This window comes from Spiroplasma endosymbiont of Polydrusus pterygomalis (assembly GCF_964030825.1).
Lineage (GTDB): Bacteria > Bacillota_I > Bacilli_A > Mycoplasmatales > VBWQ01 > Spiroplasma_E.
The window spans coordinates 1095064-1117890 of record NZ_OZ034964.1 but is presented as its reverse complement, the minus strand read 5'-3'; the positions used below and the strand labels follow the sequence as shown (position 1 = coordinate 1117890).

The window sequence follows — 22827 nt, the reverse complement described above, 5'->3', positions numbered from 1 at the left end:
TATATATTACAGAATAGTATTTAAATAAAACTAATAAATTATATATAGAGGAAGATATAAGATGGCATCAAAATTAGTAATTATGGAATCGCCAGTTAAAAGTAAAGCAGTACAATCATATTTAGGTGATGATTATTTAGTATTGTCTTCAGACGGACATATTCGTAATTTGGCAATTAAAGGTCAATATGGTTTAGGAATTGACTTAGAAACTTTTGAACCAATTTACAAAATTGATCGTAAAAAAATGCCAAAGGTCAAAGAATTAAAAACTAAGTTAAAAAATATGACTCATGTTTATCTAGCAACTGACTATGATCGGGAAGGAGAAGCAATTGCTTATCATTTAGATCAAGTATTAGTAACAACTAATATTTCATCACGAGTAACTTTCAATGAGATTACCAAAGATGCAATTTTAGATGCTTTTAAATCACCACATAATATTGATTTACCATTGGTTCGTAGTCAAGAAGCTAGAAGAATGGTTGATCGTATTATTGGATTTCGTTTAAGTAATTTATTACAAAAGAAAATTGGTTCACGTAGTGCTGGCAGAGTACAATCAGTAGCATTAAAATTAATAGCAGAAAGAGAACGAGAAATTACTAATTTTATTAGTACTGAATTTTGAACAATTAGTAGTATTTATCAAAAAAAAATAATTTTAAATTGTGAAAAATATCAAGATCAAGTATTAGCTATTAATAGTGAAAAAGAAGCACTTACTATTAAAAACGCATTAAGTGATAATTATCAAGTAATTTCGGTAACTGAACAAAATCGGAAACGTAATTCATTAAATCCATTTACGACTAGTAGTTTGTTGCAAGCTGCATCAACGCAATTAAACTTTAGTACTGCTAAAACAACATTAATTGCTCAACAATTATATGAGGGGATTGATGTTAATGGAACACTTACTGGATTTATTAGTTACCCTCGTACTGATTCAATTCGTTTAAATAATAAGTTTATTGAAAATGCTAAAGCATTAATTATTAACGAATATGGTGAACAATATCTTGGTCAGAAAAAAGAACAAGTTACTAAGAAAAATGTACAAGATGCCCATGAAGCAATTAGACCAACAGACTTAACGATGGATAATAAACGTGCTGTTAATTTTTTGAATAAAGATCAATTAAAACTTTATAATTTAATTTATTTTCGTGCTCTTAGTTCATTAATGGCACCAGCGCAATTAATTAGTACTACTGTCTTATTTAAAAATAATGATTATCAATTTCGTTTAACAGCCCAACAAATTAAGTTTAAAGGGTTTTTAATACTTGATGCAACCAGTCTTGAAAATGAAGAGATTTTAGTTTTACCAAAATTTGAAAAAAATCAAATCATTAAGGTTGAGTCAGTAAATTTGCAACAACACTTTACTAAACCAAAACCAAGATATACAGAAGCCAAATTAATTAAAACATTAGAAGAGTTGGGAATTGGTCGACCATCAACTTATAATCCAATTATGAATACCATTAAAGAACGTGGCTATGTTATTATTGAAAATAAATCTTTTACGGCTACTGAGAAAGGTCTTTTAACTAATGATAAACTTCAAGAGTTTTTTTATGATATTATTAATGAGACATATACTTCACAAGTTGAAACGCAATTAGATCAAATTGCCCATGGTAATTTTGATATGCATCAAGTGGTAAAAGACTTTTGAGTTAAGTTTGAACCAAGAATTGATGATGCTTTTGATAAGATGACTGAGTTTAAAATTAAACCAGTTTTATTAGATCAAGATTGTCCACTATGTGGGGCACCACTTGTGCAAAGAACAGGAAGGTATGGTAAATTTAATGGTTGTTCAACATTTCCAAAATGTCGTTATATTCAAAAACAATTAGAAAAAATTAAACCATGTCTGGTATGTGTTGCTGGTTGAATGGTTGTTAAATCTTCAAAACAAAATCGAAAATTTTTAGGATGTACTAACTATCCAAATTGTAAACATGTTGAAAAGTATCAAGCAACAACTTCCAAAACAGAAATAAAGTAGGTGGGAACATGTTAGAAGATTATATATTATTAGTAGATAAACCTTCATTTATGACATCACAAGATTGTTTAACAATTATTAAACAACGTTTAAATTTAAATAAAATAGGTCATACTGGTACTTTAGATCCTTTAGCAACCGGACTAATGGTTGTTCTTGTTAATGAAGCAACGAAAATTAGTGATTTTATTTTAAAGAGTGATAAAGTTTACATTGCCAAAATGCAATTATTTTTAAAAACTGATACCGGTGATATTACTGGTAAAATCATAGAATCAAAGCCACATCTTGATTTAAAAGAGGCAGAAATTATTAAGGCACTGGAATTTTATAATAATCGTCAATATGAACAAATAATTCCTGCATATTCAGCAGTTAAAGTTAAAGGTAAAAAACTTTATGAGTATGCTCGTGACAATATTCCTATTGAGTTACCAAAACGTAATGTTTATATTAAATCTTTAAAATTAATTAGTTTTAATAATGATTTAGTTACTTTTGAAGTGGTATGTTCAAAAGGAACTTATGTTCGTGCCTTAGTTACTGATATTGCTAGAATTTTACATACATCAGCAACTTTAACTTATTTAAGAAGAACTCATCAATCAGGCTTTGATTTAAGTAATGCATTAAATTTAGATGTCATAAATGAAGAAACAGTTAGCAAAAATTATATTAGTATTTATGAGGGCATTAAAAATATTATGCCAGCTATTGTTGTTGATAATATTAAAAATATTATTGATGGTAAACCAATAACGATTGATAGTACTAATGAGCCATATGTGTTAGTTGTTAATGCTGAACATTTGCCATTAGCTATTTATCGTAATGTAAAAAATAATTTATATGTAAGTCAAAGAGGATTTAAATGTAATGAAAGTATTAAAATTGAAAAATCTAAGCATTCAAAATCAAAAATTGATGTCTAAACCAATTATTGCTTGTTGAGGTTTTTTTGATGGCATTCATCAAGGACATCAAGCATTATTTAAACAATTATTAATTAATGCAAAAATAGATAATTATCAAACATGTATTATTAGTTTTGATATGAAACCACAAAGCGTAATTAATGATAATGATAATAAAGTTTTATTAAGTGATGAAGATAAAATTAAAACGATTACTAAATATAATTTTGATTATTATTGAGAAATTAAATTTAGTAAAAGAATAGCAATACTATCAGCAACACAATTTATTTCATGACTATTAGCAAATAATATTAAAGCAGTAGTCGTTAGTCCCAATATTAGATTTGGTTATCAAGGGCAAGGAAATATTAAGACATTGCAACAATCACCATTACAAGTTTATCTTTGTGATGATATTATTGTTAATAATAACAAAATTTCTTCAACTTATATCAAACAACTTTTACAAAATAAAGAAATTAGTAAAGCTAATTTTTATTTGCAGCAAGAACCATATACGATTTGTGGCAAAGTAGTAGCTGGTATTAAAGAAGGTAGAACTATTAATTTTCCAACTGCTAATTTATCATTAAGTACTAATTATGCATTACCAGGACTTGCCACTTATATTACCCTTACTGAAGTAGATAATAAATGATATCAAAGTATGACGGTTATTATGTTACGTCATAATAAACCATTAGTAGAAAGTTATTTATTAAATTTTAATCAAGATTTATATGGAAAAGTTATTAGAGTTAGATTTTTAACTTTTCTTCGTGATAATTTAAAATTTTCTAATTTAGATGATTTAAAAAAGCAATTACATAAAGATTTAGCAGATACTATTAATTATTTTACAAATATTAATTAATTTTATCAAATTATTGCTAGGTAATTATTTAAATTATTAATACGATAATAATTTGATTATTAATTATAAAATAATGAAATCAGAAAAATATAAATAATGATCATATATGTTTGATAAAAGTTAAGTTGAATAACTTATTTTAGTAAATTATTCAACTTATGTTTGCTAATTTCTTTATAAATATTTAAATTAGTTTGTTGATATAAATAACAAGCTCAATAATATCAAATTAAATTTTGATAATTGATTCATTTTTTGGTAATGATAATTTGTTGATCGTTTAAGTTAAAACAACTAAATCAAAAATTAATATCATTTTCGTTAGTTAAACTTTCAGAAGCAAAAGAGGCAATATCAAATAATTGATCATTCCAACAAGCAAAATCTCAATCAATTAAATATCAATAATTATTTTTTTTAACAAAATTATTTAAAGTTAAATCATTATGGGATAAAACAATTGTTGTTGGTTGATAATTAGTAATTCATTTAGTGATATCATTAGTTATTTTTTCTAAGCAAGGATTACTAGTAGTTAAATGACAATATAAATTAAGTTGTGCTAAACCTTTTCATATTTTAATTCCTAATTTATTATTAAATGTAATTTTATGCAATTGTTTTACTAATAATGAAATTTCTATCAATATTTCTTTTTCAATTAATTGCTCACTTAAAGTAGTTAAATTATGATAATAGGGCATTAATGTTAATATTTTATTATTACTAATATTAACTTCATTAATTGGTAATGTAATTTTTTTTTGTTGAATTAATTTAATCACATTAATTTGATTATTAAAATCTAAAAAAGGTTGTGAAATATCTTTAGATTGCTTTAAAAAAAATTTTTTGTTTATTAGAAATAAATCATTAGTTAAACCTTTTGTTGTTAATATTTCTAATTGATATGGTGGTTTTATTGTTTTAAATTTCAAAGTAACACCTCGATAATATTTGTAATATGTCTAATAAAATTATACAGTTTATTAAATAAAATATTATTTAAGTTACTAATTAGCAATTAGTTTCATTTTTAAAAAAAATAATTGAATAATTATTTTTTCTGCTAAAATAAAATATATAAAATTAAATATTTTAAAGTATTTTAACTCATTACTTTTTTAAAAGTAAATGAGTTTTTTAATTTCAATAAGGAGAAAAAAATGAAGTTTTTATTAGAAAAATTATATGAAATCAAAAATATAGAAATTAAGAAATTAATAATCTGAAGTTTAATTGGGGTGACAACTTTACAATTAAATAATATGTGGAATGTTTTAGCAACAAAAATTAATAGTGGTAAAGAAATATCTTTTTTTGATTTGACTTGATGAAAAGAAGAAATTTGAAAATATTCTTTAACTCCTAGCGTCATTAGTATTTCGATTGCTGGTATATTTTGAATGAATTTTATTCAAGTTGGTGCTATCAATTATATCTGAGATAATATCAAAAAGTCATTATTACCTAATGATCAAAATGATGAACAAAAAATATTAATGAAACATTTTAATAAAGTCGAAAAAGAGTTACAACAATTAAGAGAAAAATATGATAACTTATCATCAATAACAAATGCTCATGAAACAAAATTTTTATTAACAGATGAGATTAATAATAAAGAAAATAATATTTGTGTTAGTTTTAATGCAAGCAATAATACTTTAACTTTGTAAAAATTAAACTATGATAATATTTATCATAGTTTAATTTATTTATATTTTAAAATGACATTGCTATTTTGCTTGTATTGTCTATTATAAATATAAAATTATACAATTTATTAAGTAAAAAATATCGAAAGTAAGTGATAATATGTTAAAAAAGGGTTACATTCATATTTATAAGGGTGAAGGAAGAGGTAAAACTTCTATTTTAAATGGAATGGTAATTAGAGCATTAGGTAATAATCTTAATGTTAGTTATTTACGTTTTCTAAAAAATTATCCTTCTGGTGAAATTAATTTTTTAAAGCAAAATACTAAGCTGCAAATTGAGAGTTTTTATGGTTTTTCGCAAAAGTTTTTTTGAGAAATGAATGAATTAGAAAAAAATAAACTAAAAGAAGAAACTAATTATGGTCTTACTAGATTAAAGATATTAAGTCAAAGTGACAATATTGATGTTATTATTGTTGATGAAATTTTAGGATGCATTCAAAATAATTTAATTCAGGAACAAGAATTAATTACAATTTTAAAAAATAAAAAATTACATGTTGAAATTGCGTTATCTGGTCGCTATTCATCATTTACGTTAGAACAATATGCTGATTTAATTAGTGAAGTTAGATCAGTAAAACATTATTTTGAGCAAGGTCAGATTGCTCGCGAAGGGATTGATTATTAATGTCATTTAAAACCTTATGATTTGCATCAAGTAATATTGGTAAAATTAATGAATTAAAGAGCATCTTACAACCAAAAGGATATGATATTAAATCAATGTTAGATCTTAATTCACCACTTGAAATTAATGAAACGGGTACTTCATTTGTTGAAAATGCAATTTTAAAAGCAACAACACTTGCTAATTTAGTAAATGATCCTGTTATTGCTGATGATTCAGGATTAGAAATATTAGCTTTAAATAATTTTCCTGGGATTAATTCAGCACGTTGAAAAGGTGAAATGTCTTATCATGATGCCATGTTAGATATTTTAGAACAAATGAAAGATGAAAGTAATCGTGCTGCTGTTTTTATTTGTGCTATTGCTTATGTTGATTTTAATCATAAACTTACTAAAACATTTATTGGTAAACTTGAAGGGGAAATTACTACTGAAATCAAAGGTGATGATGGTTTTGGTTATGATCAAATATTTTATGTTCCAGCAGTACATGCCACTTTAGGCGAATTGTCATTAGCAGATAAAAATAAAATTTCGCATCGTAATTCAGCAGTTCAGCAATTATTAACATTTTTCCAAGAACAAAGTTAGGTAATTAAAATAAAGATAAAGAGGATGATTTAACTATGCCAAGTTCACTAGCAAATTCATATCAACCATTATTAACTGAAAATAACAATAATATCAATATTAGTAATATTCTATTTTGAAAATCATGAATAAAACCATTTACTTTAGTTACTTTTTCATCAATGTTCTCGGTAATTACTGCATCAGTTGTTGCCATAACTAATTATTGAAAGGAAACGACAAAATTTGACTTTATAAATGGATGAAATAATTTTATTAGCAATTGGTTTACTTTTATTAGTAGTGAGTTAATTAATTCTTTTTTTTATACTTTAGCTTTTTTTAAAATTGAATTTTGTTTAGATACTCTTTTCACTAATAATTTAAATTGGAGAGAAAAATTAAAAACAGTTGCTAAAAATAGTTTCTTAGCAATTTTGTTAATATTTATTAATGAAGTTAGTAAAGATATTGTTTATCATCAACTAAATGGTGAAAAATCATGATTTTCTTTATCTGAAGATTTTATTTTTAATTTAGGGAAGGAAATAGTAATTGTTTTTGCTTGAAAAACATTTAAAATGTGTTTAACAAATAATTATAATTTTAGTAATTATCTTAATTCAGCACTTATTATCGCATCATTGGGAATAGGTTATGCTGCTGTTAATGTTGGTCAAACTTTATATACAATTTGAAATATGCCACTTTTTAATTTTATGCCAAATTTTTCAGTAATATTTGCTAGTAATACTATTTCTGGTGGTTTTCGTATTGTTAGTAGTAGTTCACTTACTGCTTTTTTTAAAGATATTGCTACAAAATGAAGAAATGGTTGTTACCAAAATTCATCAATAAATGAGACTGATTTGTTACAAGAAGTAATTGTTGCTGATATTAATCATTCATATAATACTTTTGATAATTCAAGAATCATTAATAATTCATCACTAAAACGTATTATTAGTTATGATAGTTTTTTTAATATTCAAGAAGTAAATAGTAGTGATGAACGTATTCCTATTGTTAAAAATATGAAAAGAAATAATTTTATGAATGGATAAAATTTTTATTTATAAAAATAACTTTTAAGTTTTTGCTTTATATTTTTGGTTGGTTGAGATGACATTTGTTTGTTGTTGCTTGATTATATAAATTAATTTCATTAATTTTTGTAACTAATTTTGTTGTAAAATATGATATTTCTTCTTTTCTTAATGCTTGAGTTTGGATAAGTGTAAATGCTTTAATCTGATCAATAGTAAGTGCTTTTTTTTGTTGCTCTGTCAATGCTTTGATTTGTGCTGCTGTTAATGCTGAAATTTGTCATGGTAAAAATGCTTGGATTTGTTCTGGCTTTAATGCTTGGATTTGGCAGTCGATAAGTGCTTGAATTTGGTTTGGTTTTAATGCTTGAATTTGTGTTGGGGTAAGCACTTGAATTTGTGATAGTCGAAATGAACGAATTTGTTTTTTTGTAAAATATTTAATTTGTTCACAGGTAAATGCTGTGATTTGTTCTAGTGTTAATACTTGAATTTGGATAAATGTAAATGCAGGCACTTGTCATGGTCAAAATGCTTGGATTTGTGTTTTTGTGAAGGCGACTATTTGTTCAGGTTTGAAGAATTGAATTTGTAGTAGTTGAAATGAACGAATTTGTAAAGTTGTAAATTGCACAATTTGTTCGGTGTTAAATGTTACTAGTTGCTTTTTTGTAAATGCATGAATTTGTCTAGAAATAAATCATGGAATTTCTTTTGGTTTAATTTTTTTAATATCTTTAGTTGTTAATTTTTTAATTTCTTTAGTTGTTAATTTTTCAATCCGTTCTTGTAATAATTTTACGATTGCTTTATTATATTCTGCTTTTAAATATTTGATTTGATCGGTTTTTTCCATATTTTTTTGCGTTGTTTTTGGTAATAATGATAATGTACTTTCTTGTTTTTTGCTGCTATAGTTAATTTCATTGTCCATTTTTATTCTCCTTTTTCAAAATAGAAAACTCATTATTTTATTGGTAAATTAATGAGTTAAATTTAATACTTTTTTTATTTTTTTAAATCTAATATTTGCTGAGATTTTAACATTTTTTTATTGTATTTTATTTATAAAATGTTAAGAAAAATTGAAAATCAAATAAATAATTTTATTAAATAGATAAAAATAAAAGAAGATAATAATATATCTTCTTTTAAAAATTATTTAGTTTTGTTAGCAGTATTTGTATTTAATAAATTACCCGTTATTAAAATTTTTAATTGATTAAAGAATTCATATTGACTATTAATTGTTGCTCATTCTTGGCCAACAGTTATTAATTTTCCTTTATTGACAATAAAAACAATTGGTAAAGCTTTAAATGAACGTTCTTTATCAGTAGGTGGCAAAATTTCTTTAACACCTGAGGCGCCAACTGGTGCTGAACTATTATCAGAAACTTTATGATCAAGTAATCAATGATAAATTTGTTTTTGTCAACTAATTTTTGTGTCATTTCAAAGCTGGTTAGCAATATCACTGCTTGGATTAGCATATGGTGATTTTTCATAAATTTTAATATTAATAGTACCATTAGCAGTAACGGTATCTATTTCTTTTTGCTTTTCTGTTATTCAATTATCTCATTTACTTGGTATATTACCAATTTTTAATTGTATTGTATGTAAACCATCAATAATTTGCTTAGAAAGCGGATTATCAGCAGCACCAAGAATACCAAAAAAAGCATGACCACTATTAACATCACTAATAAATTCTTTATATTTTGAATCATCTTTACAAGCACTAACTTGCAAACTAGTTGTGGTACCTATTATTAAAGCTAGTATTAGCCCAAATTTTTTACGCATTTTGTCTCACCTTCAATATTATATCATAACTTATATGAGTAATAAATATATAATTAAGTATAACGTACTAAGTATACTATGTTATAATCTTAATAACAATATAAAAATTAAAAGGAGTAGTTTTTTTTCTATATGGAGAGCAATTGGTATATTTATTTAATAATATTACTAGTTTTATTACTATTAAGTGTTTTTTTTTCATCAGCTGAAACTTCTTTGACATCCTTAAATGTTATTAGAATTAAATCTATTGGTAAATTACGTAATAAAAAAAATCGTCGTGTTAATCTTATTTTTAAATTAGTTAAAAACTATAACGTAACTTTAACGACAATTTTACTTGGTAACACTGTTGTTAATGTTGCTATTGGTACCTTAAGCACAATATTATTTTTAGATTCATTTCATTTTTCTGCTACTTATGGTCCTTTAGTATCAACATTAGTGTCAGCGATTGTTGTTTTAATTATTGGTGAAATTATTCCAAAAAGTATTGCCAAATTACATCCTGAAACAATAGCTTTGAATTATGCATATATTTTATACAGTCTTAATATTATTTTTTATCCAATAACTTTTATTGTTACTTTATTTCAATTTAAAAGTAAAAAACCAACTAGTTCTGAACAAGAGCTTATTGAATTAATTTCAATTATTGAAAGAGAAGGTGTTTTAGAAAAAGCAGAACGTGATTTAATTGAATCAGCAATTAAATTTGATGAAAAATCAGTTTTTCAAGCAATGCATCCAAAAAGTAAAATCAAATATATTTATGATGATACACCACCGAAAGTTATTAAACATTTATACTTAGAGGAAAAGTATAGTCGAATACCCGTTTTAGATCATGTTAATCAAAATGTAATTGGTATTTTAAATATTAAAGAATTTATTATTAATATGTTAGAAAATGAAAATCCTGATTTACGACAATTAATGCTACCTGCTATTTTTATTTCTAAACGTACCAAATTGAATGAAGCATTAGAAATATTACAAACTGAAAGAATGCATATGGCAATTGTTTGTAATAATAAAGATAAAAAAGATTTCAATGGTATTATTACCCTTGAAGATATTTTAGAAGAGTTAGTTGGCGAGATTTATGATGAAACTGATGAAATTGGTTTAATCCAAGAAATCGGAACTCATAAGTTTCGCGTTGATGGTTCTTCAAAATTAGAAGTATTGTTTAAACGTTATTTAAAAAGAAAGCCACCAAGTAATAATAAACACACTGTCCAAGAATGATATATGTTTAAAACTAAGGTAAAGAAAGTCAGAAAAACTAACCCCCCTTTAAAGTTTCGTAATTTTTCATTTAAAGTAATAAAAGTTCGTAAGGAATTTGCTATTTTTGAAGTTGAAATTTTTACTAATAAAAAAATAAAAAATAAATGAGAATAATTAATGTATCCTTTTCATTTAAGTGTTACAATTTAAACCTATAATATAATTATGAAAGGGGAAAAATTATGAAAAAAATTATTAAATTAACAACTATTATGACAGCATTAAGTATAGTGACAGTTAATAGTATAATGTTATTTGTTCCATATAATGGTGGTCATTATATTTATTTAAATAAGCATGATGCTAATGCTAGTTTATTAAAATGAAATCTTTCAGCAGTTGATGCTAATTTAGTAAAAAAATATGAATATCAAATTCATCAATCAGCAAGTAAGGCAAGTATTGATGAATTTAATAAATTATATGATAGTAATAAAAATCAAGTTATTTGAAATAATTATGATGATTTGCAATATGATTTAACCCATACTAAAGTTGGCGAAAAAAATATTGATGTTAATTGAGTTGCCATGTATAAAAAAGCTAGTTTAAATAATCAACAATTACAATTAGCAGAACAACAACAATTACGTTTTTATAATATTTTTGCTAAAGTATTTGGTAAAAGTAATGTTTTGAAATTAATACAAAAAGTTATGCCAGTTGCAGTAACTGATAATACTGTTGCATGAACTACTTTTGATCCAAATGTTGATAGCCAATGTATGGGATATGGTCCTGATTTTGTTAATATTAATTTAATTGATCAACAATATCAAGTAGGGTTTTGATCGTCAGATCAAATAATTAGTGTGACAACTCATGAATATGGTCATGCTTTAAGTAATTTTATTGGTTTAAGTGCTATTGAAAGAAAAACATTTAATACTAATTGAAACTGGTCTATTGCTAATGATAATAGTAGTAGCACAACATCATTTTTAAACAAGAAAAGCATTAATAATGCTAGTAAGCAAATTAATGATCGTGCTTGATATTTAATTAATTATTTAGCTAGCCAAACAAAAGTAATTGATATTAAACAAAAATTATTGTTTGCGTTAATAACGGTTAATAGTAATTATGGTCGCACTGCTTGAATGAATAATAAGTATAATATGAATCTTGATGATGAATTTTTTGCTGAAAGTTTTGCCAAATGAATTTTGACACCACAAAATGAGCGTGATTGAGGGTGAGAATTAGAAAATAGTTTTTTCTTACATTATTTACCAGCAGTTTTATAACATGATATTAATAGTGAAAAAAGGAGAAATAATTCTCCTTTTTAATTATTTGATATAATAAACTTAAAGTAAAAGGATTGAAGAAAGGAGGTAATTTTATGTTTGGTCAAAAGAGCCATGATCATGAATCACAACATAATAATTGTTTAAAGTGTCAATATGAGAAACTTTTTAAATCTGGAAAAATATTATTTGATAAATGAGATAAACAGCCCCCAGCACCACCACAATTACTTGAAATTAAAAAGCAATTAAATGAATTACAAGCTAAAATTGAAGAACATAAAAATGATGAAGAATTAAAATTTTGTGCCAATCATCCAGAAATTTTTGATTTTTTACCTTTAGAAATATTGTAATTTTTTAGATTAATTAATTTAAAATTTTAATAGTTAGTATTAATTTAATATAAGTTTAGTTTATTTTTTTAAAAAAAAGCAATAGCTTTTTAAAATCAAGCCTTTGCTAACAAGAAATACGAAATATTAAGTGTGAAACCCACCCAAGTATAACCTTTCTAAAGATTGTTAATTAAAATAATTTAAAAAGATTGCAATTGCAATCTTTTTCTTAATTTCTATATTTTTAGTTTAATAATTGAAAATTAATTTATTCATTAAGATTTAATAGTTTTGCTAAGTGAAAACCAACACCACCCTCATCATTAGTTTTAGTAGTAATATCATTAGCAATACTTTTAATAACAATATTACCATTTTTCATTGCCACACCATAGCCAACTGTCATTAGCATTTCTTTATCATTAATTTCATCACCATAAGCAATAACATCTCTAATGTCAACATTATAATATTGTGCTAAAATTCGTGCTGTCATGCCTTTATCAATAAATTTACTTGAAATTTCAAAAATTAGTTTATTATTATGATAGTGATTTCAAGTAACTTTAATTGAATTAGAATATTTTTCTAAATCACGATAAACTTGATCAAGATTAGTATCTTTTTTAAACTCAATTAAGATGGCATTAGCGCTTCCTTTTCAATCACGGATTAATTTACTAATGGTAAAAGTATCATTTTCAATACTATCTAAGTGAAAATAAGTTTCAAAGAAATCATCTTTTTTTCAACATACTGCTTTATTGTAATATTCAATAACAGCATTTTCAATTTGTTTAAAAATATAGTCTTCATTGAGAATACGTTTAACAATTGTCTCAGAAATTGGAAAAACTAGTCGTTTGAATTTTTTAACTTTTGGATCATGAATATGACCACCATTAAAGTTGCATAATAAAGTATTTAAACCTAATTCACGATAAAATTTAATTGATCCACGATAAGGTCTACCTGTGACAATACAAACAATATGTCCTCGTTTTTGTGCTTCAATTAGTACCTTTTTATTATTAGCATGCATTTCTCGACCATCACTTTTTAATAAGGTACCATCTAAATCAACTAGAATTAAATGTTTTTGGCTTTCTTTATATAAAGACATTACTTTTTCCCCCTATTTTTCTTTTTCGATAAAATTAATTCCAATTATATTTTCGACAAAATTTAATTTTTTAGTAGCAATCTTATTAGCAAAAGCTGCACCTTGTTGTAAGTATTCTACTAATTGTGATAATTTTTCATTAATAAGTGCTTGTTGTTTTTTCTGCATTGGTTCTAGTAAATTATTTATTACTTTAATCACCTCTTTTTTTAAAAAACCATAATTATGATTACTGAAATATTGTTCACATGTTTTGATATTTTTGTTAGTAATACTAGCATAAATAGTTAATAAATTACTAACGCCTGGTTTTCGTTGTGGATCAAATTTAATAATATTTTCTGAATCAGTAACAGCTTTAGTAATTTTATCAGTAACTTCTTGCTTATTATCACTTAAGAAAATAGTATTTTTTAGATTATCATCAGATTTTGACATTTTTTTTGTTGGATCTTGTAAACTCATAATTTTTTGTGCTTGTTGATCAACAATGATTTTAGGAACTTTAAATAACTGGGTTTTATAAGTATTATTCATTCTTGTTGCTAACGTTTTTGTTAATTCTAAGTGTTGTGTTTGATCAATACCAACTGGTACAAAATCAGCATCATATAGTAAAATATCAGCGGCCATTAAGGTTGGATAGGCAAGGATACCTGTTGGGATACTTATTGTTTTATTTTGATTTGTCATTTTTTGACTTTTATCTTTATATTGTGTCATTCGTTCTAATTCACCAACATAACTATTACATAATAATACATATCCCAATTGGGTGTGGGCAAGAACATCAGATTGAATAAAAATATGAGTTTTATTTGGCATAATACCTGCAGCAAAATATCATGCTGCAATATCTCTAATATTTTCTTTTAGTGCTTGTGCTTTGATTGGTAATGTTAAGCCATGTAAGTTTGCAACAAATATTAGTAGTTCATGTTTTTCTTGTAACTTTAAAAAGTTATTAATTGCTCCCAAGTAGTTGCCAAGAGTTAATTTTCCAGTGCTAGTTATTCCTGATATAATACGAGCCATATATTTTGCTTCCTCCAAATTAATTTTATTATTATAATTATCAATGATAAACTTAAATATTTCAATTAATTATCTTAAAATTTATTTAACTTTTGTTATAATAAAAGTGTTAAACTAAAGATAGTTTTTAACCCATACCTTTATTTTTGGAAGTGATGGGTTTTTTCATTCACAAGGAGGTTTTTTTATGTCAGCTCAACAAAACATTTATCAAAATTCATTACAGTTGTCTTTGAAAAATAAGCAAGAAGAAGTAGAGACAAGAAAAATAATAATTAAAGAACAGGAAAAAAAGATCAGACAAGAGATAAAGAAAGCTGAAATTCAATTAAAAAAAATCAAGAATAGTAAAAATAAAAGATCGGTTACTGATGAATATATTTTATTAATTAATAATACATTAATTAAAATCAAAGCGCAATTAATTGATTTACAAAATAAAATTAAAGAATTTAATACGATTAAACAATTGAAAAATTCAGAAAAAAGTACTAATAAAATAAAATTTAAAAAATTAAAAGCAGAATTAGTTAATTTAAAAATAAAAATTGAAGAGTTATCCCTTTTTAATGGTAGTATAAAACAATTACAAATACTTCAGAAAAAACAAAATTCATTGTTAGATTTAAAACAAGAATGATTAAAAAAAGATGAAATAAAAGCAGAACTTGAAAGGTTAGAAAGATATAAAGAACAGTTAATAGCAGAAATTAATATTAATGATAAAAAAATAGCAGATATTTTAAATGAAAATGAAAATATTAAAAATAAATTAATTGATGAAATTCGAGAAAGTTTAGTAATAATTAAATCATTAATGAAAAATATTAAAACTAAAGATAATTTAGTTTCTGATTTGAAGACAAATATTATAAGTGTTAATAAAAATATTGAAGAAAAAAGAATAAAAATACAGCGAACCTTAGATGCTATTGTTAATTTACAAAATTGAAGAGATAGTAGTTGACGTCGTGTTATCGTTGTATTAACAATTAATCTTTTTTGTAGTAAAAAAAGAGTTATTAATAAAAGAGGGAGCATAACGATGTTGTCTATAATATTCATTAATTGTCTTTAAATTATAAAGTTAGACGAGAATAATTTAGACTTTATATGCAATTGTATATTAATCTTAACACTTGTAAAACATAAGTCAACAATAATGCTTAGTTTTATAATTCAAAAATTCTTATTAAAATAATTTTTAATAAGTTTTTAAGTATGTTATAATAAATTAAAGTCCTTTAAGATAAACCGTATACCCTTTGATTACTAAGCGTATGTTAAGTACGTGGTCTCTTAGGCAAATCCCTTTAATTAGGGATTTTTTTATAATAACTGTATTTCTGTATTTATTTGATAGCATTTAAAATTAACCATTTTTGAATACATATCAATATTATAGGTTCTACTTCCAATCATATGTTTTAAAATTTGTTTAATATTAGTTTCAGTAAAACAACCAATATTTTCAACTAATGCTTGATTTAATACGCCATCTTTTGCATTAATGAAATAACCAACTTTTAATTTTGGATATTTTAATATTAATGAATTTAAAAAATCAATTAATTCATAATATTGACCTTTTGAAAATAAATTTTGTGCATATTCATAATGTAGTTTAGCAATTTTATTTTTTCTTCTTCCTGCCATAATTCCAAGAAATAAAACATGAAAAGCATGAAATTTATCTAAAATAAATTTAGCATTTAAAATTTCAGCAGTTTTTCTAATTCATTTTGCACTATCACCACAAATTATTAAATTTGCTTGGTCAAAATTTTCATAATATAATCTACCATATTTTTGAATTAATTGTGCAGTTTTATATGCACCAATTTTTGTTTTTGATAATCTTATTTTACATGCAGCTCTTTTATTAATTAATTTGCCATTTTTCTTTTTACCAATGCAAAATATTATTAATCTCATAGAACATTTTTTACATTTTTTACTATTATGGTTATCATTAAACTTAAATTTTCTATGTCCATCATCAATATTTATATATAAAGTTTGGTTTGGTTTTAATTTGATTTTAGGAATTTTTATTTTTTGTAATTGAAATTTTTGATATGTTCTAAAAACAGCACTATTACTTATTAAGTCTTCTATAAAAGTATCACAAACATCACGATACCTTTTTCCGTCAGTAAAATATTTTAAAATTTGTTTAATAACATCGGGTGCTAATTTACTATACTTTTTAACACCAAGATATATATCTAGTAATGACACATATTCAATTTTTTGTATTTTTTTGTTATAATATGTACAAATACGTCGCTTATAAGTTAATAGGCCTTTTTTTGTTTTTAATTTTCTTTTTCTAAATTTACATGGTTTATATATAGATTTATCACATTCATTTCATAATTTATCATCTATTTGTTTAAACAATTCTTGTGTTTGTTTTAAATTTAATTCATCTTGATTAAAATAATGTTGTTCTCAATTAAAATGATTTTGAAAAAATAACATTCTTTATTTCCTTTCTAAATTTATTAATAATTAAATTTTAACTTATATATGTTAACTAAGGAGTAAATATGCCATTCATTAGTAGTTATGCACAATTAAATAAAAAATATGACCTTAATTTTAGTGATAATAATTATGGTTTTAGTTGAGATATTTTTAAAGCATTTGTTGGTGATGAATGAGCAGAATATTTTACTACTAATTGTTTTTATCGTTTTATACCAACAGCACGGGGAACAAGAAAAACTTGAAACTGTTTAGCATTTGATTTATTTATATGCTGTAATTTTAATGATAGTAGTGTACAAGAAGTAAGACGATATGAAAATACTCATAGTGAAACCACTATTGGTGCTTTAATGAATGTTTGTCAAGTTTTATTAGATATATATGATATTAATTTATTACCTAATAATTCCCATGATATTAAATGAAAAATTACTAAGGATGGTGGGTGTATTATTTTTCCTAATAATCAACAAATTGATTTTATTGGTTATGCTAATGGTAATAAAATTTTTGGAAAAGAAGCAGGTGGGTCAAGTTTTTTAGGTTCACGTACAGATGAAATAATTATGGCAGAAGAAAAAGAAACGTTGACAGAAAAGCAATTAACATATCGCTATGAACGCTTACAAAATTCTATGTTTAGAAGTAATCGTATTAAAGTATCAAATGAACCAATTAAAGAATGAAGTTGAACATTTATTGATAAAAATATATATAGTTCTACTTTTGGACAAAAGATTACTCGTTATTTTTATAAAAGTTTTTTTATTACTTTTACATGTAATCCATACGATAAATATCACCCATTTTATTTAAAGTACTGTACACCATTTTTACCATTAAATGATAAAACTATGGATAATCTTAAAAAAGTTGGTAAAGTTTATTATGAAAATAAAGAAGTGTTTAGTGGTTTAGGTTTATTTATTTTAAGATTTACTATTCAACCGTTTTGAAATAAATTACCAGAAATTCAAAAAAGAACATTAATAGAAATGAAAAAAAGTAATCCCGATGAATTTAATACTGTTTTTTATGGTTTTGAATTTTTAGATAGTGATGCTACAATTTTCCCATTTCAAAAAACATTAAAATATTGACAAACATATGATTTAAAACAATTTTATAATCAAGAAAAAGATATATATAAATTTGATTTTTATAGTATTGGTATTGATTGAGCAACTGGTCATAAAGACCATACTGTATTTATGGTAGTTGGATTTAAAGAATATAATAATACTGGTTATTATGACGCTTATATTATTTGTGAATTAGTAGTTACACCAAATGACTTTATTAATGAAAATGAAAAGATTAATGCTTATGCTAATGAAATTTTAGGGTTAATTGATAATTTTGAAAATTTTGAACAAACGGTTTACTTTTATGATGATAAAGCACGAACAGCAATGGATTGATTAAATCAAAAATTAATAGATGAACATAATACTATTTTAATAACACAAACTGCTATTAAACATGCTTCAAATCTAAATCAAGAAGCAGGATTAACTAATCGCGTAGTTTGAATGAGAAATATTATGAGTTATGGAAACTTTTATGCAAATAAAGATGATTTACCAAAAACTACTCAATGTTTAGAAGAGTTAAGATATGACCAAACAAAAACTAACATTCCAGATAAAAATATGTACCAAGATCCTTATGATGCTCTGTTTTATGCACTATATCCATATAAAAACGTAATTCGTGGTAAAAATAATGCTACTGTGAAAAAAAGCATCTTCACATTTGCCATATAATAAACAAGTGACATAAAATTAATAGTATAGGTCTCACAAAATAAACACCTTTTATTTAGGCGTTATTTTGCGTTTAAAAGTATACTTGTAAAAATAATAAAAAATAAGTACAATTAAACAATAAGATGTTAAGAAATAAGGAGTAAATTATGATGAATAAAGAAAAAGAATTAAAAGTTATGAATAAATTAAAATCTTTAAAAGAGATTTTACAAAATGAACGTTATTTGCCAAAATAAAAATTGTAATAAAAAATGAACAAATATTATATTATTAGAATTAAAATCAACAACATTTAGTCTTTTTCTTTGTGAAAATCATACAATTAATTTAGAACATGAATTATTACCAAAATGATTAAAAACTTGTGAAAAATTAAGAAAAAATAACAAAATAAAAAAGGAGAAATTTATCATGAAAACATGAATAAAAACAAATTTAAGTAAAATAACATTAGCATTAGCACTAATTGGTGCAGTAAGTGGAGTAACAGGTTTAATAATTGGTTCAATATCACATCATAAAACTAATGATTTGAGTTATTTTTTAGACCACGATTATAATGCGCATTGGGGGGGGGCTTCTATATGACAAAGTCCGAGAAGTGACCATTATAAAATAGATTTATATTTTGCAATTAAACCAGCTAATAAGAATGATAAAAAATGAGATGGTAATTATCCCTATGGATATTTTGATAATTAAATTTCTAAATTAATATAAGAAATATTTTCATTATATTTATCAAATAAATTAATATTAGTTAGATTTATTTCTTGTTTATCAGTTATTAAAATTAAATCATAATTTCCAGAACCAAATATACCACTAATTTCAATCCGATTTAAGTTATTAATCGGATTTTTAATTTGTAATTCAAATTCACTATTATTATCAATTTGTGAAATTTCTTTATAAAATTCTAATTTAGAAAGTAATTGAGATTTATTTGAACCATATAAATTTAATGCATTTTCAATTTTATTATTACTAATAATTGCTTTTGTAAAGTATTTTCCATATTCACCATTACCTAATGTTCAATCAGCAGGAATTAATGACGGTATATTGTTACTTTCTAATTCATTTGTAATAGATAATCAGTTGAATTGATTATCATCAAGTTTAAATAATTCATTTTGACTAATATCATTATTTTTTAGTTTAATGTTATTCATATCTGTAAAGTCAAAATATGCTGATTTTAACATTACTTTTGCATCTTTAAATTCTCAAACTTCATCAGAATTACTATGTATAGGATTTGATTTTAATTCAAAATAATAGGGTAATAAAATTTTATTATCATCATTTAAACCTTTATTAATTGACATTGTTGAATAAATATTACTTGATAACATGATGACTAGTTGTTTAAAAATCTGAACTTGTGGTAAATTTATATAATTTGGATAATCTAATTTTCATTGTTTGAATAAATTAGTAATTACTTCATCAGGTTTTTGTCCTTCAAATTTTGCTCTTAATTTATCTAATTCATTTGGTTTTTTCGTTGGGTCTAAACTTGCCCCATCAAAGTTTCTATTATATGTATATGTATAAGTTAACATATCTAATAATACTTTTTGTAAACTATCAATTGGTGGTCTATCTTTTATTTCTATTTCAACATCATGAAATTTATTTGTTGTAGCAATATTTAAAACTCAATCAGCTGTTGTTCAAGGCAAATGCCATACTTCATTATCTTTTAATTCTTTTTCTTCATTTAATGGTCATAATTGTGCACTCTTAGTAACTTTATAACCTAATTTAGTATATGTAACTCTTGCATTATTAATAATTTCTTTTCTTGTTTCAGTTCCACCACCAATAGCAATTAAATCTAAAACTGATTTTTCTTGTCCTATAAATTGCTTTGCTAAATTTCAAGGTAATATTTGTTCGCTAAATCATTGTTGTAATATTCTAACTTTTGGTTGAGTTTCAATAGGCATTGATAACAGCGGAAATGCTATCTTATCTTTAACAAATAACTTTGGGTATACTTCCATATTGTCAACTTCACCAAGTACCTTTATATTGCCGAAAATCATGCTTCTAGGTGCTTTAATTTTTAAACCAATAACTTTGGTATCTTTATCTAATGGTTTTTGTAATTTAATAATGATTGGATAACCATCTCTTGTTTTAAAATCTTTAATTTTAATAATAGTAATACTTTTAGTACTTCTTGTTTTTGGATTTTGATAAGGCTGAGAATAATTATTAATGATATATAAATTATCAATATTATTTTCAGTTAATGGTTCATTTATACTAACTGCATATAACTTAAATTGATTTAATAAATTTATTTCTTGAAAAATTAAATTTTTAATATCAGTCATACTATATTCAATTGTATTATCATTAATATTAGTACTTGCTCTTTGATTTAATTGCATAGTAAAGTCAGATGTTTCAACAGCAGTAGTTTTTAAAACTTTTTCAATATCAATAAAACCAATTTTAATAGTATTTGCTGAAAATTTTAAACTATTATTTTCATTATTTTTAAATAAACGCTCAATTTCATAAATATAAATTGTTCTTTTTTTAAATTCATCATATGCTCTATTAATATCAGGGTCACTAGTAGCACGCATCATATTAGTAAAATCATAAGGAATATTATCAATTAAATAATCATTTTCTACATCTGCTTGATTAAGTTTAGTTTGCTTTTGTTTCTGTGGAAACTTGGTTTGTGGTTTGTTGTTGTTTTCCATTGTTATCTCCTATTAATTGGTTATTTTCAGGGTTAAATAATTTTAATTTAACAGTTAAATTATTAATTTCTTGTTCATCATCAATATTAAATGTTTGACTATTTAATAAATCTTTATCTAAATTTACTAACAATTTAATAAATTTAAGAATATCAATATTAAATTGTCATAATTTTTGTTCAATATAATTAATAGTTGAAATATTTACAGCTGTACTTTCAGGTACTGATTGTTGTGCAGATTTCTTTTGACTTGGTATATGAATACCACAGCGCTTAGATATTTCATTTACCAATCAGTCATATATATCAGTTAAATTTTTACCTTTAAAATTACTACTAGTCATATTGACACTTTCGTTTTGTTCGTTATTATCACCAGCACTTTTAAATATATAATTCTTAGTAACTAATGTTCTTACTGCTTCTTCCATTAAAGATTGAACATTACCATAAGTTTGACTAAAAATAAACTTCGGTGAGTTTAAAATAGTATCTAATACAATTTGTTCAAATATAACATCTAATGCTTTAATTTTATCCATTACTTTATTACAATCTGCTAATTCATTTGCTTTATTTCGCATAATTGTAATTGGTATATAGTTAATATTTAATGTTTGTTCTTGTGTTAAATTAGGATTATTAATATATGTTTTAAAATCTAATGGAAATTGTTTTTTATTATCACTAATACTATAAATTGCACGATTAATTGTTACTTGTTCATTATTTAATGTATAAACTTCAAATAATCTTACAGTTTGTGAATTTTGTTCATAACTATCATAAAAAATAGTACATTGAATTAATTTACCAGTAATATCATAAACTCTTTGTTGTATATCAACTACTTGAAAATATAAATTATCATTTGCAATATAAATTAAATAACCACTAATTCCTAATTTACTTAATTTAAAAATAGAATTTCAATTTTTTCTATAAAATTCTTGTTGAATTAAATATTGTTTAATAGTTTCATTATTAATATCTAATGGAGCATTATATAAATTAGCGTTATTTTCTGCTACAAAATCAGTAAAATAAGTTTCATGGTTAAAATTATTAAAACCAAAATAACTTAAAATAGAAGCATGAGTACTTTTATTTTTATTAGTTAAAAACTTTAATTTTTCACCTTGATTATCAGTAATATTTGTTTTTTCTTTTCTTTTAAAGAAACTTAACATAATATTCACCAC

General features: G+C 23.9%; 21 protein-coding genes. 13 read left to right on the top strand and 8 right to left on the bottom strand.

Translation table 4 applies throughout. The features are described from left to right. The first annotated feature begins 61 nt into the window (after positions 1–61). From topA to ribF, 3 genes are read left to right on the top strand one after another with little or no spacing between them, the layout of a single operon-like run. Positions 62–2023, top strand: coding sequence for a type I DNA topoisomerase (gene topA, locus ACQH25_RS05535; protein ID WP_425381025.1), 1962 nt, complete (start codon positions 62–64; stop codon positions 2021–2023). A gap of 8 nt (positions 2024–2031) precedes the next feature. Continuing rightward, the gene (gene truB / locus ACQH25_RS05530; protein WP_425381024.1) at positions 2032–2955 is read left to right on the top strand and encodes a tRNA pseudouridine(55) synthase TruB; all 924 of its coding nucleotides are present in this window, start codon (positions 2032–2034) and stop codon (positions 2953–2955) included. Beyond that, positions 2948–3814 carry a riboflavin biosynthesis protein RibF gene (gene ribF / locus ACQH25_RS05525; RefSeq protein ID WP_425381023.1) on the top strand — a complete coding sequence of 289 codons (867 nt, stop codon included), beginning with the start codon at positions 2948–2950 and terminating at the stop codon, positions 3812–3814. Before truB ends, ribF begins: the two co-directional genes overlap by 8 nt. A gap of 134 nt (positions 3815–3948) precedes the next feature. Here ribF and ACQH25_RS05520 read toward each other — a convergent pair whose 3' ends face one another. Then, a complete protein-coding gene (locus ACQH25_RS05520; protein WP_425381022.1) occupies positions 3949–4752 on the bottom strand; it encodes a phosphotransferase in 804 nt (267 codons plus the stop codon). 228 nt (positions 4753–4980) lie between these two features. Between ACQH25_RS05520 and ACQH25_RS05515 the strand changes: the two genes are divergently transcribed. The 4 genes from ACQH25_RS05515 (at position 4981) to ACQH25_RS05500 (ending at position 7802) form a co-directional block, all read left to right on the top strand. Further along, positions 4981–5493, top strand: a complete 513-nt coding sequence (locus tag ACQH25_RS05515) for a hypothetical protein (RefSeq protein ID WP_425381021.1) — start codon at positions 4981–4983, stop codon at positions 5491–5493. Between the two features lie 139 nt (positions 5494–5632). Beyond that, positions 5633–6166 carry a cob(I)yrinic acid a,c-diamide adenosyltransferase gene (locus ACQH25_RS05510; protein WP_425381020.1) on the top strand — a complete coding sequence of 178 codons (534 nt, stop codon included), beginning with the start codon at positions 5633–5635 and terminating at the stop codon, positions 6164–6166. Continuing rightward, positions 6166–6759 carry an RdgB/HAM1 family non-canonical purine NTP pyrophosphatase gene (gene rdgB / locus ACQH25_RS05505; RefSeq protein ID WP_425381019.1) on the top strand — a complete coding sequence of 198 codons (594 nt, stop codon included), beginning with the start codon at positions 6166–6168 and terminating at the stop codon, positions 6757–6759. Before ACQH25_RS05510 ends, rdgB begins: the two co-directional genes overlap by 1 nt. A 35-nt stretch (positions 6760–6794) precedes the next feature. Then, positions 6795–7802, top strand: a complete 1008-nt coding sequence (locus ACQH25_RS05500; RefSeq protein WP_425381018.1) for a hypothetical protein — start codon at positions 6795–6797, stop codon at positions 7800–7802. A gap of 37 nt (positions 7803–7839) precedes the next feature. On the opposite strand, the gene ACQH25_RS05495 is transcribed toward ACQH25_RS05500, so the two are convergent. Then, complete coding sequence (locus tag ACQH25_RS05495) at positions 7840–8718, bottom strand: hypothetical protein (RefSeq protein ID WP_425381017.1); 879 nt, start codon at positions 8716–8718, stop codon at positions 7840–7842. A 224-nt stretch (positions 8719–8942) separates the two neighbouring features. After that, positions 8943–9593 (bottom strand): hypothetical protein, encoded by a 651-nt coding sequence (locus ACQH25_RS05490; protein ID WP_425381016.1) that lies wholly within the window; start codon positions 9591–9593, stop codon positions 8943–8945. A 132-nt stretch (positions 9594–9725) separates the two neighbouring features. Here ACQH25_RS05490 and ACQH25_RS05485 point away from each other — a divergent pair, with 132 nt between their 5' ends. The 3 genes from ACQH25_RS05485 to ACQH25_RS05475 all read left to right on the top strand — a co-directional run bounded on the left by ACQH25_RS05485 (position 9726) and on the right by ACQH25_RS05475 (position 12492). Further along, positions 9726–11000, top strand: coding sequence for a hemolysin family protein (locus ACQH25_RS05485; protein WP_425381015.1), 1275 nt, complete (start codon positions 9726–9728; stop codon positions 10998–11000). A gap of 68 nt (positions 11001–11068) precedes the next feature. Then, positions 11069–12133, top strand: coding sequence for a hypothetical protein (locus tag ACQH25_RS05480; protein ID WP_425381014.1), 1065 nt, complete (start codon positions 11069–11071; stop codon positions 12131–12133). Positions 12134–12231: 98 nt separating this feature from the next. After that, complete coding sequence (locus ACQH25_RS05475; RefSeq protein WP_425381013.1) at positions 12232–12492, top strand: hypothetical protein; 261 nt, start codon at positions 12232–12234, stop codon at positions 12490–12492. A gap of 250 nt (positions 12493–12742) precedes the next feature. On the opposite strand, the gene ACQH25_RS05470 is transcribed toward ACQH25_RS05475, so the two are convergent. Beyond that, on the bottom strand, positions 12743–13597 hold the full coding sequence (locus ACQH25_RS05470) for a Cof-type HAD-IIB family hydrolase (RefSeq protein ID WP_425381012.1): 855 nt from the start codon (positions 13595–13597) through the stop codon (positions 12743–12745). 12 nt (positions 13598–13609) lie between these two features. Then, on the bottom strand, positions 13610–14632 hold the full coding sequence (gene trpS, locus ACQH25_RS05465) for a tryptophan--tRNA ligase (protein ID WP_425381011.1): 1023 nt from the start codon (positions 14630–14632) through the stop codon (positions 13610–13612). 187 nt (positions 14633–14819) lie between these two features. Between trpS and ACQH25_RS05460 the strand changes: the two genes are divergently transcribed. After that, positions 14820–15710 carry a hypothetical protein gene (locus ACQH25_RS05460; RefSeq protein ID WP_425381010.1) on the top strand — a complete coding sequence of 297 codons (891 nt, stop codon included), beginning with the start codon at positions 14820–14822 and terminating at the stop codon, positions 15708–15710. A gap of 251 nt (positions 15711–15961) precedes the next feature. On the opposite strand, the gene ACQH25_RS05455 is transcribed toward ACQH25_RS05460, so the two are convergent. Then, on the bottom strand, positions 15962–17116 hold the full coding sequence (locus ACQH25_RS05455) for an Mbov_0401 family ICE element transposase-like protein (RefSeq protein ID WP_425381009.1): 1155 nt from the start codon (positions 17114–17116) through the stop codon (positions 15962–15964). A gap of 68 nt (positions 17117–17184) precedes the next feature. Between ACQH25_RS05455 and ACQH25_RS05450 the strand changes: the two genes are divergently transcribed. Further along, on the top strand, positions 17185–18891 hold the full coding sequence (locus ACQH25_RS05450; protein ID WP_425381008.1) for a hypothetical protein: 1707 nt from the start codon (positions 17185–17187) through the stop codon (positions 18889–18891). Between the two features lie 216 nt (positions 18892–19107). Then, positions 19108–19596 carry a hypothetical protein gene (locus ACQH25_RS05445; protein ID WP_425381007.1) on the top strand — a complete coding sequence of 163 codons (489 nt, stop codon included), beginning with the start codon at positions 19108–19110 and terminating at the stop codon, positions 19594–19596. On the opposite strand, the gene ACQH25_RS05440 is transcribed toward ACQH25_RS05445, so the two are convergent. Both ACQH25_RS05440 and ACQH25_RS05435 read right to left on the bottom strand, forming a co-directional pair. Further along, the gene (locus ACQH25_RS05440) at positions 19593–21623 is read right to left on the bottom strand and encodes a hypothetical protein (RefSeq protein WP_425381006.1); all 2031 of its coding nucleotides are present in this window, start codon (positions 21621–21623) and stop codon (positions 19593–19595) included. The two genes, ACQH25_RS05445 and ACQH25_RS05440, sit on opposite strands and share 4 nt — an antisense overlap. Beyond that, positions 21568–22815: a hypothetical protein gene (locus ACQH25_RS05435; RefSeq protein WP_425381005.1), complete on the bottom strand. Its 1248-nt coding sequence runs from the start codon at positions 22813–22815 to the stop codon at positions 21568–21570. Before ACQH25_RS05435 ends, ACQH25_RS05440 begins: the two co-directional genes overlap by 56 nt. Between the last annotated feature and the right edge of the window lie 12 nt (positions 22816–22827).